Origin of the sequence: Pelagicoccus sp. SDUM812005, from assembly GCF_031127875.1 — a bacterium.
Classification (GTDB): Bacteria; Verrucomicrobiota; Verrucomicrobiia; order Opitutales; family Opitutaceae; genus Pelagicoccus.
The window spans coordinates 290,872-308,755 of the sequence record NZ_JARXIA010000003.1 but is presented as its reverse complement, the minus strand read 5'-3'; the positions used below and the strand labels follow the sequence as shown (position 1 = coordinate 308,755).

The 17,884-nt window shown below is 57.9% G+C and carries 12 protein-coding genes; all 12 read right to left on the bottom strand.

The features are described 5' to 3' along the window. Nucleotides 1-28: 28 nt before the first annotated feature. On the bottom strand, nucleotides 29-1,024 hold the full coding sequence (locus QEH57_RS06410; protein ID WP_309005865.1) for an aldo/keto reductase: 996 nt from the start codon (nucleotides 1,022-1,024) through the stop codon (nucleotides 29-31). Between the two features lie 86 nt (nucleotides 1,025-1,110). Further along, nucleotides 1,111-2,640, bottom strand: coding sequence for an arylsulfatase (locus QEH57_RS06405; protein WP_309005864.1), 1,530 nt, complete (start codon nucleotides 2,638-2,640; stop codon nucleotides 1,111-1,113). 35 nt (nucleotides 2,641-2,675) lie between these two features. Further along, nucleotides 2,676-4,139 carry a sulfatase gene (locus QEH57_RS06400; protein ID WP_309005863.1) on the bottom strand — a complete coding sequence of 488 codons (1,464 nt, stop codon included), beginning with the start codon at nucleotides 4,137-4,139 and terminating at the stop codon, nucleotides 2,676-2,678. Beyond that, nucleotides 4,136-5,518: a sulfatase gene (locus tag QEH57_RS06395; protein WP_309005862.1), complete on the bottom strand. Its 1,383-nt coding sequence runs from the start codon at nucleotides 5,516-5,518 to the stop codon at nucleotides 4,136-4,138. The genes QEH57_RS06400 and QEH57_RS06395 overlap by 4 nt, the downstream gene beginning before the upstream one ends. 127 nt (nucleotides 5,519-5,645) lie before the next feature. Next, the gene (locus QEH57_RS06390) at nucleotides 5,646-7,088 is read right to left on the bottom strand and encodes a sulfatase (RefSeq protein WP_309005861.1); all 1,443 of its coding nucleotides are present in this window, start codon (nucleotides 7,086-7,088) and stop codon (nucleotides 5,646-5,648) included. Then, the gene (locus tag QEH57_RS06385) at nucleotides 7,085-8,515 is read right to left on the bottom strand and encodes a sulfatase (RefSeq protein ID WP_309005860.1); all 1,431 of its coding nucleotides are present in this window, start codon (nucleotides 8,513-8,515) and stop codon (nucleotides 7,085-7,087) included. The genes QEH57_RS06390 and QEH57_RS06385 overlap by 4 nt, the downstream gene beginning before the upstream one ends. Nucleotides 8,516-8,595: 80 nt before the next feature. Beyond that, on the bottom strand, nucleotides 8,596-10,002 hold the full coding sequence (locus tag QEH57_RS06380; RefSeq protein WP_309005859.1) for a sulfatase-like hydrolase/transferase: 1,407 nt from the start codon (nucleotides 10,000-10,002) through the stop codon (nucleotides 8,596-8,598). Next, the gene (locus QEH57_RS06375; RefSeq protein WP_309005858.1) at nucleotides 9,999-11,300 is read right to left on the bottom strand and encodes a sulfatase-like hydrolase/transferase; all 1,302 of its coding nucleotides are present in this window, start codon (nucleotides 11,298-11,300) and stop codon (nucleotides 9,999-10,001) included. Before QEH57_RS06375 ends, QEH57_RS06380 begins: the two co-directional genes overlap by 4 nt. A gap of 92 nt (nucleotides 11,301-11,392) precedes the next feature. Beyond that, nucleotides 11,393-11,617, bottom strand: coding sequence for a hypothetical protein (locus QEH57_RS06370; RefSeq protein ID WP_309005857.1), 225 nt, complete (start codon nucleotides 11,615-11,617; stop codon nucleotides 11,393-11,395). A 199-nt stretch (nucleotides 11,618-11,816) separates the two neighbouring features. Continuing rightward, nucleotides 11,817-15,233, bottom strand: a complete 3,417-nt coding sequence (locus QEH57_RS06365; RefSeq protein WP_309005856.1) for a GH116 family glycosyl-hydrolase — start codon at nucleotides 15,231-15,233, stop codon at nucleotides 11,817-11,819. Between the two features lie 6 nt (nucleotides 15,234-15,239). Next, nucleotides 15,240-16,142 carry a family 43 glycosylhydrolase gene (locus QEH57_RS06360; protein WP_343224759.1) on the bottom strand — a complete coding sequence of 301 codons (903 nt, stop codon included), beginning with the start codon at nucleotides 16,140-16,142 and terminating at the stop codon, nucleotides 15,240-15,242. Nucleotides 16,143-16,276: 134 nt separating this feature from the next. Beyond that, nucleotides 16,277-17,722: a sulfatase gene (locus tag QEH57_RS06355; RefSeq protein ID WP_309005854.1), complete on the bottom strand. Its 1,446-nt coding sequence runs from the start codon at nucleotides 17,720-17,722 to the stop codon at nucleotides 16,277-16,279. Between the last annotated feature and the right edge of the window lie 162 nt (nucleotides 17,723-17,884).

The window sequence follows — 17,884 nt, the reverse complement described above, 5'->3', positions numbered from 1 at the left end:
CTATCTACTACACCCGATCTCACCGCGACTAGGCTGTCGAGCCGCCATGCATCGCCTGCAGACGCGGGTTTTCTTCAATGAGCTCGCGACCGCGACGTGCTACGGCGATTAGTTCCTCCTCGCTCAAAGCGTCCACCCGGCGAAAGGTCTCCAGCAACTGGTTCAAGTGGGCCCTGCTACTCATTCCCACTACCGCTGTATTCAATCCTTTGAGACTCAAGGTATAGCGCAAGGCGTTCTCGTAGTCCGCCGGATCGAAACGGTGCGAGGCCGTACGACCGACTCGCCCGCCGAACACCTTCATGGACACCAGCCCTTTGTTCTTGCTAGCCGCGGGCAGCCAAACCTTGTCCTCGAAATTGTAAGTATGCTGGTTAACGAAGTTTACCGCCACCATCAGGGCATCGATCTCATCGGATTCGACAACGCGGCCGAACCGGCTCGGATAAAGATGCCCGGTCGCCCCGATGAAGCGAACCATGCCCTTCTGCTTGGCCTCCCGCAAAGCGCCCATCGCTCCCTTTTCACTGAAGGCGAAGTCCAGATCTTCCCAACGTTCTTCATGGCCGATATTGTGAAGGTGCACCATGTCCAGGTAATCGGTCTGCAGGTGCTTGAGGCTTTGCTCCAGCAGCTTCCAAGTTCCCTCGTAGCTTTGATCATGAGTCTTCGAAACGAGGAAAACCTTGTCCCGCTTCCCCTTCAGGCCCTTGCCGGTGCGACGCTCCGCCTCCCCTTGGTCGTAGCGAGGCGCCGTATCGAAATAGTTAATACCTTCGTCGATCGCTTGATCGATCACCCGCATCGCCTCTTCCTCGCTGCATTCCGGCTTGGACAAGGAGGCCGTCCCCACGCCGATCTTAGAAACGCGCACCCCCGTTTTTCCGAAGAACGACATCGGCATTTCGTTGGAACGCGGCGCCGCCCAAGCCAGCGGGCTCAAGCCCTTCAGGGCCAGCATACCACCGCCAAGGATGGCTCCTCTCTTGATAGCTTCTCTGCGATTCAGTTCTTCGGAATTCATAACGGGGCTCCTTCTTTGACGTTTATAGGGGTTGGTTTTAGGGGGGGGATCTTAGGTTGTGATGAAAAATGGAAACGCTCGCGAATCTAGGGCGACTGGGACGCATCTACGTATTCGTTCAGCAATGACGCCATCCGCTCCACGCGGTGCGGGTAGTCGCGGTAGCGATTCGTCGTTTGGCTCAAGTCCCGTTCGAGATCGTAAAGCTGCCCCGGCGGAGCCGATTCCTTGATACGTCCGTTTTCGATATCGCTGTTCTCTCGACCCGCGTAGCTAGCCGCCGCAGGGCCGGCGAATCCGTTTTGGCCGGGTTGCTTTCCGCGAAAGCCTCCGCTCCCTTGGAATGGAATATACATCCACTTCCCTTTGCGAAGCGAAAGGTGCTCCTCCTGACGGGCAGCAATTACCAGCTCTTTCCGCACCGGCTCCCTCGTCTCGCCTAGGAAGGTCGGCAATTGGTTGAGACTATCGCCAGCCGGCGCCGCTTGCTCCGTAATCGCCGCAAAGGTCGCGAGAAGGTCCATCGTACAAAGCAGCTCCTCCGAAACCGATCCCGCCTCCACCTTGCCGGGCCAGGACAGGATAAAGGGAACGCGGTGACCGCCCTCCCAGGCTCCGAATTTATAGCCAAGCAAGCTGCCGTTGTTTTCATGGCCAAGCTGATAGGCGTCTTGGGCGATCTTGCTGAACATCCCGCCGTTGTCGCTGGTAAATACGATCAAGGTATCGTCCAGCTGCCCTCGCTCCTCGAGGCACGCAACGATTTCGCCAACCATCCAGTCCAGCTCATGAAGGTAGTCTCCATAGACGCCCGCTTCGCTGCTCCCTCGGAATCGCTCGGCCGGCGTATAAGGATGATGGATATTCAGGGCTGAAAAATAGAGGAAGAAAGGACCATCGTCTTGGGAGCGAATCCACTCAACTGCCTTTTCGGTGTGTCGTATGCCTTGCTCGAAATCGTCGTAGCTTTCGTGAGCTTCGACCGCCCCGCTAAACGCATTCTCCGAACGCTGGCCAACCTCCGATTCGGGCGGCAGCGGCTTAAGCGGCGTCGCTTCGTCTGGGCGTTTGGATCCAATGAAGACCAATGGATCCGCTGGATCATGGCCCAGCGGCCGGTCGTTCTCAACGTAAAGGAAGGGGCTGACGCTATTGATTACAGGGATGCCAAAATAGGAGTCGAAGCCGAGCTCCAGCGGGCCGGGACGAAGCGGTTTCGACCAATCGGTTTCGCCAGCCCCGAAACCGAGCTGCCAATTTCCGACGAACCCGGTCGCGTAGGCCTTCTTCTTGAAAAGGTCCGCGATCGTGAAGGTCTCCGGATCGATGACCAGGCCGGAGGTATTGCGAACCGGAGCCCAGAGGTCGACCCGAAACGGGTACTGCCCCGTCAGCAGCGCGTAGCGCGACGGAGAATTCGCGGCGGACGCGGAATGGGCATCCGTAAAGCGACGCCCACGTTCCGCCAAGCCGTCGATATGCGGCGTCCGCACCCGCGTCGCCCCGTAGCAGCCAAGGTCGCCATAGCCAAGGTCTTCGGCCACGATAAGCACCACGTTGGGCAAGCCTCCCCTCGCGGCGCTGGCCTCGCTTCCCCCAAACAGGAAAGCAAGCATGGCCAAACAAGCTGTATTCAGTTTCCTCACACGTGCTACTTCTTCCTTGCTTTCTTCTTGGGTAGGAATTCCGACTTGGCCCTGCCCTTTTCCTCGTCGGACAGCTTATCCCAATCGGTAAGATGGTTCGATACGATAGGCACTTCCGGAAAGAGCGTTCCCGTGGCTCGCTGATCGGAGCCGCGTCGGCCATACTCGCCAAGCTTCGCCCGAATCCCTTCCGCCAGGGCCATCATTTCGGATACACGCTCCGGATATTGAGCGGCAAGGTCCCGTTCCTCAGCCACGTCGTTAGCGAGATGATACAGGCGCGGCGCGGCGATCTCCTGCTGCTTTTTCATGGCCCAAAACGGAATCTGCTCCATGCGACGCGGCAGGTGCAGCTTCCAGTCGCCTACCCGAACCGCCTGCAGGTTTTCGCAGTTGTAGTAGTAAAACGGCTCGTCCGCCGCACGGGCAATCGCCTTGCCCTCGAACAAGGGCAGCAAGCTGACGCCATCGTATACCCGATCCTCCGGCAAGGGAGCTCCGATCAGTTCGCTCAAGGTGGGAAACAAGTCCATGGCCACTACCGGCACCTCAGAGACCGCCGGTTCCAAGGTCCCTTTCCAGTACAGGATAAACGGGACTCGATGTCCTCCTTCCCTGGATACGTACTTGGTTCCGCTATAGGGCTGAGCGTACTCCTCCTTCACGGGTCCGTTATCGGAGCTGAAGATTACAAGCGTATTTTCCAGAAGTCCGTTGGCTTCGAGCGCTTTCAGAATCTCGCCAATCCCCCAATCCGCTTCCTCGATAATGTCGCCCCGCACGCCGTCGTCGGAAGCGCCCTTGAACTCGGGACCTGCCCGGTAGGGAGTATGCGGATAATTGTGGGCGAAATAGATGAAGAAGGGTTGGTTCCGAAAGTCCTCGATATGCTGGACCATACGTTCGGTGTAGAGCGTCGTCAGCTGGTCCAGCGGCGTGGACTCATAGACCACTTCCCGATCGTCGTAGAAGGCGGAGTTATGCCCCATGTTGTCCGGCGCCCCGTAATAATGGTCGAAACCTTGGCCATAGTAGGAAAACGCCTCCTCCTTTCCCAAGTGCCACTTGCCTACGAGAGCAGTGACGTAGCCTTGCTTCTTGAACTGCTCGGCGATCGTAAGCTCCTCCGGATTCAATCCCAGAAACCAATGGGCTTCCCGGTTTTGGTTGATTCCCATGTAGAGCCCCGCTCGTTGCGGATAGGCGCCGGTCAAGAACGCCGCCCGCGAAGGCGAACAGATCGAGGCGCCCGTATGGAAGTCCGTAAACATAAGCCCCTCCGCCGCCATGCGATCGATGTTCGGCGTATCCACTTTTTCAGCGCCGTAGCAACTGACATCGCTGTACCCCATGTCGTCCATGAGGATGAAGATCACGTTGGGACGATCAGTCCTAGCCTTGCCCCAGCAAGAGACGGAAGCGCAGAGCATGCCCGCAAGGGCGATTAACTTAATTTTCGTTCTAATCACGGTTCTCCCTTCTCCTGCGGATTCGCCAAGCCATGCGGCCGTTGATCCCTACCGACCATATGCAGGTCACCGATTTCGGCACGGATCCGTTCCGCTTCTCTCATCAGCTCCGCAACGACTTCCGGGTGCTGGGAATAGACATTTTTTCTCTCACCAGCATCCGTATCCAAATTAAACAACAAAGGCGCCTCCAAGGTAGTGTACACCCTCTTTCCGCTGTCGCGCTTCGCCCAGTAAGGCTGGTCATCTGAGCTACGGGGAAAGTGCAGCTTCCACTTCTCGTTTCGCACCGCCTGCAGATGGAGTCCATTGTAGTAATGGAAATAGCGGTGAGGGCTTTGCGTCTCTTCACCGGTTAGAAGCTTGATGATGTTCTTTCCATCGTAGGTTCGATCCGTGGGGAGCGCCACGCCCGCCACGTCACAGAACAAGGGCAATAGGTCCATGCTGGTCATCAGGGCGTCGGAAACCTGAGCTGCAGGAATTCGCTTCGGCCAATGGAAAATAGCGGGAACGCGGTGTCCTCCTTCCGTGGTGACGTACTTGCCACCGAGCAGATCCCCCGCCGATCCGAATCTCGCCGGACCGTTATCCGACAGGAACACGAGCAAGGTATCGTCGACGATTCCCGCTTCCTCGAGCGCAGCGACGACCCGCCCCACGCTATGGTCGAGCTCCAGCACCACATCGCTATACTCCCCGTCCTTGCCCGGCTTGCCGGAGGCACCCACGAAGGGCTCGCTCGCTTCGATGGGCGTATGCGGAATGTGATGGGCGAAATAGAGGAAAAAGGGTTCCTTGTGATCCGCCTTGATGAATTCCACGGCCTCGTCGGTGTATAGCTTCGTCACTTCCGTGAAAGGAATGTCCGCCCGAACGATTTCCCGATTCCGGTAGAGAGCGCTCGCATCCGGCCGGCTCGCAAGATGATTGCTGTGCAGCCCCAAATAGTCGTCGAAGCCGGCATCGAGCGGGTGGCTTCCTTCCACGTGAAAGCCGAGATGCCACTTGCCAATCATCTTGGTGTAGTAGCCCGCCGACTTCAGCAGTTCCGCCATGGTCAGCTCATCAGGAGCGATTCCATATGCGGCGTATTTAGGAAATGGATGCCGGGAAATCGGATGCCCCACCCGCATCGGATAACGCCCCGTCATCAAAGCCGAGCGGGAAGGCCCGCATACATTAGCCCCCACCAAACAGTCCGTCGCCCGCAATCCCTGAGCGGCCAAGCGATCGATCTCCGGCGTCGCCAGATCCGCCCCGTAACACCCCAAGTCGCCGTAACCAAGATCATCCGCGAAGATCAGGATGATGTTCGGTTTCTCAGCATAGGCTCCCACAGTCAATACCAGCAAGAAAACGGAAACGAGGCCAAGCAAGGTAGGGTCCGACCGCCGGGCGGACCGCATCGCAGGTTCAATTCTCCTCGGCTCGCCCGGCGGTCGAGCCCTACCTAAGAACGCGTCGAAAGCTAACGATAAAAAACTTCTATAAAACATCTCCATCTCACCGAATCCTCCTCGTCAAAATTTTCGCCTCTTCCACTTTTCCAGCGGGGCGACTATCCTCGCTCAACTCCGCTTCAAAGGCCTTCGCATACGCTCGCAAGCGTTCCGCGACCTCCGGATAGTCATTCAAAACATTCACCTGCTCGCCCGCGTCCGTATCCAAATGATACAACGCGGCTATCGGCGAGCTCGACCCCTTGCCGCGCCGTTCGGCTCCCTTCGAGCTTTTCCCCGGCCTGCCCAAATGCAGTTTCCACGGACCCGAGCGCACCGCCTCCAGACGACTTCCCTTGTAGTAAAAAAACGCTTCGTGCGGCGTTTCAACGCCCTCGGTCAACGCTGCCCAAACATCTCTACCGTCGATCGCTCGGTCCGAGGGAACCTCCACCCCGGCCAGCTTCGCAAAGGTTGGAAGCAAATCCATAGCGCTCATCAGCGTGTCGTTCTTCCCTCCCGCCGGAATGGCTCCCGGCCAGCGAATCACTGTCGGGACACGCTGTCCGCCTTCGTAAGAACTACCCTTCCCTCCCGTCAACGAACCGGTCGAACCCACCGAAGGACCATTGTCGGAAGTGAAAATCACCAGCGTATTCTCATCGATTCCGTTCGCCACCAGGGCATCGAGGATCTGACCTACGGACCAGTCGATCTCGCTGATCGCGTGATGATACAGTTTATCCCGCGTCAAATAATCGATGCCCTGCTCTTCCTCAAGCTTCGCTTTGATCTCCTCCGGGGCTGTCTCCATAAACGGAGGGGACATATGAATCGGGCGATGCGGAAGGGGATGCGGCACGTAGAGGAAAAACGGCTCGTCCTTATGCCGTTCGATAAAATCCACCGCCCGTTCCGTAATCCGCTTCGTCAGGTAATCCGCATCGGGCTCCTCCTCGATTACCTCCTCGCCTTCCAACAGCGGCAGAAGCGGGAAGTTATGACGCTTGTTCATATGGTAGGGATGAATGTCGTGGCTATAAGGCAGCCCGAAAAAAGCGTCGAAGCCTTGCCGCGTCGGCAAAAACTCCGGCTGGTCGCCCAAGTGCCACTTGCCGAATATCCCGGTTCGATATCCCGCTGACTTCAAGATCTCGGCAATCGTAAGTTCTTCCGGACTCAGTCCTCTCTCGTCGCCCGCTAAAAAGACTCCGTCCGCCAACCCGATCCTCTTAGGATAGCTCCCCGTCATCAAGGCCGAGCGCGAGGGCGTGCAAACCGATCCGGCCATGTAGAAGCTCGTTAGCATGACCCCTTCCGTCGCCATTTTATCAATACGCGGCGTCTTTACATGATCCCCTCCGAAGCAGCCTAGATCTCCGTAGCCCTGATCATCAGTCAATATGACAATAAAGTTCGGTTGAGCCTTCCCAGAGCCAGCCGCCCAAGACGAAATTCCGACAAGGAAAAAGACAAGGCCGATCGCAGTTAGCAGCTCCTTCTTCATAGCTTCTTCTCGCTCGTAAGCGTTCGCCTTTCAGCCCCGAAAGTACGGGCGTTCGCTCCAAAAACGTCGTGATCGCCGATATCTTCGCGGGCCCATTGGGCAAGCTGCATCAGCTCCGCCACGACTTCCGGGTTCTGATCCGCCACATCCGTCGTCTCCCCGATATCCGCTTCCAGGTCGTAAAGGTGCGCCTTCTCGAAGCGGATACGGTCTTCCGCTTTGATGTGATTTCTCCACTTCCAACCGATACTTCCTTCCAACGGCTCCGTATGCGGCAACATCAGTTTCCACTTTCCGGAACGCACCGCTCGCAAGCAATCGTGCTGGTAGTAGAAGTAGCTGCGTTCCAAGTCATCGCCTTTGCCGTGCATCACCGATGAAATGTTGATCCCGTCGATTACGCGATCCTGGGGAACGGACGCGCCCGCCAAGTCCGCCAGCGTTGGCAGCAGATCAATGGTTGCAGTAATGGCATCAGTCACCTGGCCCGCCGGGACGCGCCCTGGCGCTCGCATGATACACGGCACCCGCAAGCCACCTTCCCAGCAGGACGTCTTGGCTCCCCGCAGCGGTTCCGCATGCCCGCCATGATCTCCCCGGATGTGCCAGGGCCCGTTGTCGCTGGTGAAGATAACGTATGTATTTTCGTCAAGCCCGAGCTCGTCGACCTTATCGAGCACGCGCCCGATGTGATAGTCCAACTCTTCAATGACGTCCCCATACAAGCCACCTTCCGACTTGCCTCTAAATGCCTCCGAAGCCGCCAATCGGGTATGCGGCATGGTATGGGCGAGGTAGACGAAAAACGGACGGTCCTGATTCCGTTCCATAAAAGACAAGGCTTCGTCAGTATAGCGCTGGGTTAAGGTGGCCATATCCGCCTTTTCCTCGATCCGCTCCGTTCCGCGAATCAGATCCACGTACTTGTCGTTGCTGCCTGGCGTTCCAAAGTAGTAGTCGAATCCCTGATACGTTGGCAGGAGCTCCTTTTTGTAGGCCGTCGGATTGTGTCCCGCCAAATCCCATTTTCCAAAAGCTCCCGTCGCGTAGCCCTCTTCCTTAAGGACTTCGGCGAGGGTGACCTCCTCCAAGTGCAGCTCCGGGTGGATCGAGTCCGGATCGTCGAAACGAGCGAAACGCAAGGGATAGCTGCCCGTCATCAAGGCTCCCCGCGACGGCCCGCAGACCGTATGGGCATAAAAGCTGGTAAAGCGCATCCCCTCCTCCGCCATGCGATCGAGCCGCGGCGTCTTGATATCGGGCGAACCGTAACAGCCGACATCCTGATAGCCCTGGTCATCGGTGAAGATAATAATAAAGTTCGGTTTCTCCTGAGCTTGTCGACTGGGCTTAGCCGCTGACGCGACGTGAGGCGCCAAGGCAAATGCCAGGACTAAAAATGTAATATTTGCTGTTACTCTGATCATGACTCTTGAATGACTGCGGCGAGTGCCGCTTCTAAACCGTTCCACGCTTTTCAATAGCTTCAAATTTCTTTTTCGACCTCTTACCCTCGCTTCTTTCGCCCCAAAAACTTCGCTCTTTCTTTCTGGTCCCAGCCGACACGCTCACAATACGCGTCCATGTTCTTGCGCAGGCGCTCGGCGAGCTCAGGCATGACGCGGATCAGGTTATTCGATTCTCCCAAATCTTCCTCGATCGCCCAGAGGTATTCGTTTCCGGACTCGATCTCGCGATAGAACTTATACCCGTCTTGAATGATCGCCACATCCAAAACGCCGCCGAAAACGCCCTGCTCCTCCCTAGCCATCGCCGACCGAAACACCATAAACGGGTCCCGCCTTTCGACTTCGGCATTGCCACCACTGAAGCACAGAGAACGCAAGGAGCCTCCCTCCACAGCATCGGGAATCTGTTCGCTGGCGCCCGCCAAATCGAGAACGGTTGGCATGATATCCCAACCGACGACAGGAACCCGCGAACTTACGCCTGCAGGAATGCCCGGGCCACTCACGATAAACGGCACTCTGATGCCGCCTTCGCTGATCACGTACTTATGGCTCCGCAGCGGATAAGACTTATAGAAGTCGCGCTCCGACATAGGTAGAAGCCGATCCCGCTTACTCTCGTAGCCGTTATCCGCAGTATAGATGATATAGGTGTTATCGGATAGGCCCTGCTCTTCCAAGGCCTCCATTATGGATCCCACAGCTGTATCCAGATTCTCATTCATGGCTGCCCAAAGCGGCGAGTTGTGGTACTCGGTCGCCCGCTCAGATAAGGTCTCGTATTTCGCAATCGTTTCTGGAAGGGCCTGGTACTTTAGATGGTTGGCGTAAAACGAAACCTGCAGGAAGAACGGAGTTTCCGCCTTCGCCTGAGCTTCGATGAACGCGTTGGCCTTTTTCGCCAAGGAGAAGCTCATCTTCGGATCGAAAGGATCCTTGCTCTGGTCGTTCATGGTTTGCCCATCGCTCTCGTCGAAGCCAATATCCTCCGGCGTGCGAGAGCGCTGGTGCCACTTGCCGAAGTGTGCCGCTTTATAATCGGGGAAAGCGGCCTTCAAGCGACTGACCATGGCATCCGAAGGAGGCGGCAAGGACTTGGGAGCGACCGTGGCAAACTTCCCCAGTGCCGTCGGCGTCATCCCATACTGGATACTGGTACGCGTGGGATCGCACACCGAAGAGGGCGAATAAGCTCTTGAGAAGCGTATTCCGCTTTGGGCCAGGCGATCCGTATGCGGCGTTTGGTAATAACTGCTGCCCGACTCCGGAATCTCCGGGTCGGCGGGCAGCGAGAGCCCATTCCACCCCATGTCGTCCGTGAGTATAAGGACGAAGTTCGGCAACTCGGACGCTGCCGCTCGCGCATGCCCACAGCAGCTCAGGATCAGAACCGCCAGGAGCCGCGCCGAGACCTGCTTGGAGACTTTAGACCGAAACCTTTTCATAGCGAATTTGCGCCGTGCCTCGGCGGCCAGCCCGGACGCTGGTCCCTGCCTTGAACGCCTACGTCTCCCAACTCGCGTCGCGCCCGCTCCGCTTCCTCGAGAAGATCGGTGACGACCTCCGGATAGTGGGCGGCGAGATTCCGCTCTTCCGCGATATCGGTTTCCAGATTTACGAGAAATGCTTCGTCCAACTCATAGAAACGGCGACTTCTCCCGCCCTTTCCCCAGAACGGCTGATCTTGGGCGGAGCGCGGCAGGTGAAGCTTCCACTTCCCCTTGCGAACCGCCTGCAGGTTGTGCCCATTATAATAATACAAAATTTCGTGCGGCGATTCCTCCGCTTCGCCGAGAAGAACGTTGAGGATATTCTTTCCGTCGATCTTCCGATCCTTGGGCGCCTCAACCTCCGCTAGATCGCAAAAGAGCGGAAGCAGATCCATACTGCTTACGGTGACATCCGAGACTTGTCCGGCGGGTATGGTCCCTTTCCAGCGAAATATCCCCGGTACGCGGTGACCGCCCTCCATCGTCGTGTACTTGCCGCCCGCCAAGGGCCCGCCGGAACCGAAGCGCCCCGTATGACCGTTGTCCGCGAGGAACACCACCAAAGTGCTTTCCTCCAAGCCCGCGTCGCGAAGCGCTTCCAGCACCTGACCGGTGCTGTGATCGAGCTCCGCAACGAAATCCGCGTAAACGCCCTTTCCCGTAGCACCCTTGAAGGCCTCGCTCGGCAATACCGGCGAATGCGCGATCTGGTGGGCAAGGTAAATAAGGAACGGCGCATCCGGATCGTGCTGCTCGATAAATCGCACCACTTCCTGCGTATAACGCTCCGTAACGACCTCGAATTCCACTTCCGCTTCTTCCACTTCACGGTCGCGATACAAGGCCCTGTTCCAAGGTTCGTGCTTCTTCGAATAGTTGTAGGCGAGCCCGTAGTACGCATCGAAGCCGGCATCCATGGGATGGGAGCCTTCCTTTTCGAATCCAAGGTGCCATTTGCCGACGGCAAGGCTTTGATAGCTCGCAGCATCCAGCAATTCCGCAAAGGTGATCTCGTCCGGATGCAAGCCGTAGGTCCAAGTCTTGTCTTCCGTCCGATAAACCGGATGGCCGTTGCGCATCGGATAGCGCCCCGTGAGCAGCGCCGCGCGGGAAGGGCTGCAAACGTTGGCTGGAACGATGAAATCTGTACAACGCAGCCCCTCCGCCGCCAACTGGTCCAGGGACGGCGTCTCGTAGTCCGCGCCATAGCACCCCAGATCGCCGTAGCCAAGGTCGTCGGCAAAGATGACCACGATATTAGGTTTTAGCGACTCAACGCTCTCCCCCCATAGCATGTGGGAGGCAAGCAAAACGCAAAACGCTCCCCAGGTTCTCGTCCGCGCCGTCATTCTTCAGCGTTCTCCCTCGCCCGCTGCCGTTCGAGACGTTTCCTTTCGCTTTCCTTCAAGCGCTCCGCCTGCTCGATCCTCTCGCGGTCCCACCGATCGCCCGCTTGCATTGCAGAAGACGCCTTTGCGATGGTCAGGAACGGGGCATCGATGGCGCCGCTGTTCGAATCGCTTCCGTCGACCGCCACATGAAAATCCGCTGCGTAAACGATACACGGCACAAATAGCAGACCAAGGATCCACCGCGGCCTGAATCGCAGCGGTGAATTCGACTTCAATTTCCTATCTTTAATCATGGGGTTCGATGGGGAGTCGTTCGGAGTTTAGAATTTCTCGAGCGAATGGGGCTCTCTTAAAATCTAAACTTTGCTTCCGTGACAACGAAAGGCGCTGCACAGCAATTTATCGAATATACACATGCTAGCTCACTTCGATCGACAGCCGGGCCCCTCCTTCTAGGACAATTGGGGTTTGGAAAATCAACCGAAGCTCTGCTTTCCCCGCTTCCAAACGCGCTTTCACAGTCTTACCTGCTAGCGTCACCTCGGCGGACTTGGCCGGCGACGCCCCTAGAGAGGCGAGAGCGATCTCCGACAAGCGGAGCGTTCCCTCGGAGAGCTCGAGCGAGGCGGTCAGCTTTTTCCGGTCCACCTTCTGCGAAAACAGCCCATAGCCCTCTGCCGCCGTAAAGAAGCTGGCGTGGTCCTCTGGATTCAAAACAGGGCGGAACCCGATACGGCCTGCCGGGCCATCGTACGAAAAGCCCTGCAGTGCGAGCAACGCCGACCAGACGCTGAGCGAGCGTCCATAGAACTTTCCGCACTCGTCGTCGCCGAAGGGATTGCCGGAGTAGCCCCAGGGTCCGTTTCGCACATTGGAAACCCCTTCCGTACGCAAACGGCCATCGTAGCGGTCCGAGATAATCTTTATGACCATCAAGCCCTCCTTCAGCATGCCGTTCTGAATCATGGATACAGCCGCTCCATACTCGAAGCCAGTCATGACCTCGTCACCGTACTTCATGCCTGGAATCGGCTGCGGATCCTTGGGCCAAGTGATCATCTTCATGCCGCCGTCATCGACCTCGCAATACTGACGCGGCTTGAGGGACTGGCCGTGGAAATCCGCTCGAAAGTTGTACTTCAGGAGCGACTCCATCGCCCGCCGGGAGCGTTCGGGCGGGAAGTTACGATCGATATCGATCTGATCGGCCCACCATTCGCCTAGAATCTGATCGATATGGCAGCCGTCGAGATAATCCTGTATCCGCTTTTCTCCGACTTCCTGGATATAGTATTCCCCATTCCACAAACTTTCGTTCTGCAGCTTCTTGCCGGACTCGCGAATCCTGCGGTACTCGGCCGCCGCATCCGGCTCGCCCATCAAGTCCGCCATGCGAGCCGCAGCCTCCAGGGCGGAAAGGTACAAGCTTCCGATCCACGAAGAGCAGCCCATGATATCGCCATCGAGCGTATTATGCTGCACCGTCTCCATAAATCCATCACGGCTGGGATTCCAGTAGTCGATGCTCCAGTCCATGCCCTTCTTAACCTTTGGCCAGAGCGACTTGAGCCAGCCGCTATCGGGCGAACACAGGTGCTCGCGGTAGGTATTCAAAATCGTGCCGTAAAAACCGTCCGCAGCGCCAGCCGTATTGGTATGTCGATACGGCGTCAGGCCGTTCTCCAACTGCATGGAATAATCTTGCTCGCGCATCTTGCGTCCGAGCTCCGGCAACAAACGGGCATGCCCTTGGGCGTAGTGCCACACATGCGTACAGTTTCCACCGCAGCAGCCCGCGTCCGCGTTGCAGCCTTCCCAAGCGCCGAAGTAGCCGTCCTCCGACCACCAGCAGGTCTGGCTGCGCAACACCGCCAGCTGCGAACTCATGCGGTCCAGCAGCCACACCGGCAGCTTCGAGGCGTAGAACGTATCGTGGAAGCGACGCGTGCGAGCGGTGAGGCTGGCAAGGTTCTTCTGCAAATCCTCCGCCACTCCCAGGGCGCTGGGCCACCAGTTGGTGTAGTTCTGCCCATAGCGCAACCACTTGCCGGGCTTGGCTCTCCCCTCGCCTTCCAAAGCAGGTCCGCGCTTGCCTTGGCCATGTTCCCCGTCCTTGAAATACCAGGCGAGGGCAAAGGTGACCGACTTGGTTTCGCCGGCAGCCAATTCGAGCGGAGCCGCGAGGGCGCCGTTTACCGAGCGACCGCTGGGGCTGAGCTTAGACTGCGGCGGTCCCTGCAATTTCCCTTTCGCCGCGAAGCGATCATGGAGCTCGCTCAGGGAATCCCACTCCGCGACGCTCGAAACGCCGGAAGCCTGGCTCATCAAAACCATATCCGAATCGTCGACACCGTCACGGGTCATGTGCAGGAAGGTAGCGTCTCCCTTTTTCACGACCGCGTTCTGGTTTCGACCAAAGCGACCACCCTTTCCTTCGTCGAAGCCGAGGGCGTTCTTCTGCGCGGCCAACACATCGACCGTCGCCTTGCGAGACGACCTGTTGGTCGCTTTCACCGTATAGATCGCGCAAGGAATCGCGCAGCTTTTAAGATCCATCGGTATGAAGGGATTGAATACTTCCAGCTCAACTTCAACCGGAAGCTCAGACTCCTCGAAACGGTATTTAGCGAACGGATACTCGCCCTCGAACTTCAGGGACGACATCGCCTGAAAAGCGCCAACCGGCTCGGTCTGCAAGGCCCGCACCACGGGTTTACCGCCGGCAGCTTGAGCACGCACCGCCAAGAAGCTGTCTTCGACGCGGTGCTCTTCGTAGTTGCAGGCGATCTGCCAAATAGCGGGCTCGGCCTTTCCGTTGAACTGAATGCCGCCTGCTCCAATTCCCCCTACGATAAAGTTGATAGCTGTGAGGCGCTCTCCTTCGTAGACCTGCGTCCGGCCCGGATCGGTAAGCTCCGGGTTCGCCAGAATCGCCTCCGCCTTGCGAGCCCGCCGCGCTTCGCGTTCGGCCAGAACGCTCGCGACCAAAGCTCCGGTTTCCTCCAGCTTCTCTCCCCAGCCAGCAGCCCGGATATGCTTCTGGATCTGAGCCTGAGTCAGGCCTTCCGCGTAGCAGGCAACTTCGTCCAAGCACACCTTGCCCGAGGACCAACCCTCGATCTCGATGCCGCCCCAATTCAAGGCTGTCTTCTTCGGGCCGCGTCGCGTGAACTCGTACGCACCGCCAACCAGGCTGCATTCGTATCCATCCACGTAAGCGCGCACGTCGAGGTCGAAGCTGGTGACCGCGAGATGATACCACCGGCCGAGCTCGATCGGCTGAGCGGTCGGCAGATTGACCTCGGTCAATACCGCGGCGTTCACGTTTCGATAGAGCAAGGCCGACAAGTCGTTCTTGATGCCGACCACGTAGCGAGCCTCTCGCCCCGCGGTCTGGGCAATGAGAACCAAGTCGTCGTCGCCCTCAGGCCGGGAGTCTACCTTGAAAAACAGCTCCAACGTCGCGGAACGCCCTCTAAGATGCTCGGCCTCCTTCACGAAGATCGATTGCTGCGGCGTCAGGCTCAAAGCATCTCCCTCCACTGCTCCGTCAACGAACGAAACAGGAGCGGCCGCCGTCGCGGCCTTGTTGCTCAAGGCATCGAGCAAATCCCCATCGAATTTCCAGTAGCCACGCAGCGAATCATGAGACTTCAAAGCTTTCGCATACTCCTCTCGACGCCCCGCTGCGAAGAGGGATCCGCCCAAGGGACCTAAGCTCAATCCAGCCGCAAAGGCGCCCGCCGACACTAGGAAGCGTCGGCGGGAAACGGTGGAGCTCGCTGCGGGAGCGACCCCTTGTATCTGGTTTTCCGATACTTTTTTAAAGATCATGGCCGTTTACTGTAGTTCCGAGTCCCAACGTTGGATGAAGGGCAGCTGCCCCTTTTGCCAAGATTGCCCTTTCATGCCACGAGGACGGCCAATCTCGACGCCCCACTCCGGCAAGTCGCCCTTGCCGCTTTCGGTGAAAGCTTCCGGACGATACGCCCCCGCTGCCCAAGGCCCTTCGACCACGTCATGCAGCTTGGAAAAATGGATACCATCCTCCGAATACAGTACGGAGTTCGTGATCTCCTTCGGGCCGGTGGTGCCGATCATCGCGGCAACGCCTTCGCCCTGCGGCCACACCACCACTTCATGGTTGCCCTGGATCACTGGATTGGCCTCGTGCTTGACGTAGGGGCCTTGCGGGCGATCCGCGATCGCGACGCCCATCTTGGTCTGAGCGGGGCTCTTTCCCAATTGGCGGCCTTTGTAGTAGAGCCAGTACTTCCCATCGCGAACGATAAGGCAGGCGTCGTCCACCAAGTGGCTGTCGAAGTCGCTCGGATCGTCGCTGTTAACCAACACGGGACCGGAACCGATGCGTTCCCAAGGACCGTCCGGCGAATCCGACACCGCCATGCCAATCTTCGAGTCAGGATTGAAGGGACGCGTGTACTCCTGAGAAACACCGGTGTAGAAAAGCCAGTACTTCCCTTCGGCGACCAAGATGTTCGGCGTAAAGACGCCGCCCGCTTCCCAGCTTCCCGCTTTGCCCTTGGCAACCGCTTGCCCTTTCTCCGCCCAGTCGACGCCGTCCTCGGAAGTGGCATACCAAACCGTGGCCGTGTAGCCGGTCGAATCCGGCCCCTTCGAATACCAAACGTAATACAAGTCGCCCACCTTGATCACATCGCTCGGATCCCGGCGCATGACGCCTTTCTCCCAACCGATGCCGGAGAGTTCGGTGTAGCTCATCGCGACCGTTCCGGCTTCGAGGGCTTTCGTACATCCGGCCCATCCTGCAAATCCAACTGCGGCCAAGAGACCTATATTAAAAAAGCGCTTCGTATTCATATGCTTTAAAATCATCGTTCGTATTTAATTTCTAACTACGGCCTCCAGGGCATGGGGCCACCATCCTTCGGCTGGAGAAACTTCGCGTCCACCTCCTCGTACCAAGCGTGCAGGCGAGCCCGCATCTGGGCGACCTTCTCTGGATAGGCAGCTGCGATATCGTTTTGCTCGCCAAGATCGTTCTTCAAATTGTACAGGTGCACCTGGCCGTCCTCGTAGCGTTCGAAGAGCTTGAAATCTCCCATCCGAATCGCTCCCCCGGGAATTCCGCCCTGGTTGCTGTAGTGCGGATAGTGCCAAAACAGGGCGTCCCGCTGCAGCTCGCCGCCCTGCAGGGTCGGCTTCAAGTCCAAGCCGTCGATCTCGTGCTCGATCTCCGCGCCGGCTGCGGCAGCCAAGGTCGGGAACAAATCGATGGAGCAAATCTGGGCGTCGCTCACGCTGCCGGGCTTCGTGACGCCGGGATAGCGAATGATCCACGGCTCGCGAATGCCGCCTTCGTAGACCCAACCCTTGCCGCCGCGCAGCGGGAGGTTGCTGGTGGGCGAGCCTTCCGAGGTAGACAAACCGCCATTGTCGGAGGTGAAAACGACGATCGTATTGTCCGCCACGCCCGAGTCTTCGAGTTGCTGCAGTACCTTGCCCACCGCCTCGTCCATGGCTTCCACCATAGCGGCGTAGACCGCGTGCTTCTGCAAAACCCGCACCCGCCGCGCCTTGTCTCCGAAAATTTGCTCCTCTTCCGCGAACGCCTCGCCAGCGATCTCCTTGGCTCGCTCCTCGTACTTCGCCACCAAGTCCGGCCTTCCCATCAACGGAGTATGCACCGAGTAGAACGAGAGGTAGGCGAAGAATGGGCCTTCTTTATTCTCCTCGATAAACTGGGCCGTCTCCCGAGCCAAGCGATCCGGCAGGTGATCCCCTTCCGGGCTATCCGGATGCAACTGCGGATTCTCGAAGGGCGAAAAGTATTTGTTGCCGGTATAGGGACCGCCCTTCGTGTGCCCGCCCTTGTTAATATCGAAGCCGCGATGCTGCGGGTAGTATTCCTCCGATTCGCCCAGATGCCACTTGCCCGCGAAAAAGGTCCGGTATCCAGCTTCCTTCAATACTTGGGCAATGGTGATGTCGTCCAAGGGCATGTTATCTATAAAAGGCGCCGTATTGAAGGTTCCACTACGCTTACCGGAAAAGAAATTGGTGGCATCGACGCGGGACGGATACTTGCCGGTCATCAAAGCGTAGCGCGTCGGCGAACAAACCGGGTTCGCCGCGTAACCGTCCGTGTAGCGCTGCCCCGTCTCCGCCAATCCGTCGATGTGCGGCGTGTCGTAGAAGCAATCCGGATTGTTCGCTCCGATATCCGCGTAGCCGAGGTCGTCGACGAGGAAAACCAGGATGTTGGGTTTTCGTTGCGCCTCGCCCCAGCAGGTCGCTGAGCAGCAGAGAGCAAGGAGAAGTGAGGCACCAATAATCTTCATATAGACTTCAATTTAAGCGGGAATGGGGCAAAGGACCGGTACGAGTCGTCCAGCCTCCCATAGTAGCGCTTGCTGCCTCTCGAGCGCTATCGCCTGAAAAGAGTATTTGGGGCCAAGGCGCAGGCCGGCCTGCCGGTCCGGCGCCCTTTCGAGCACGGAGCC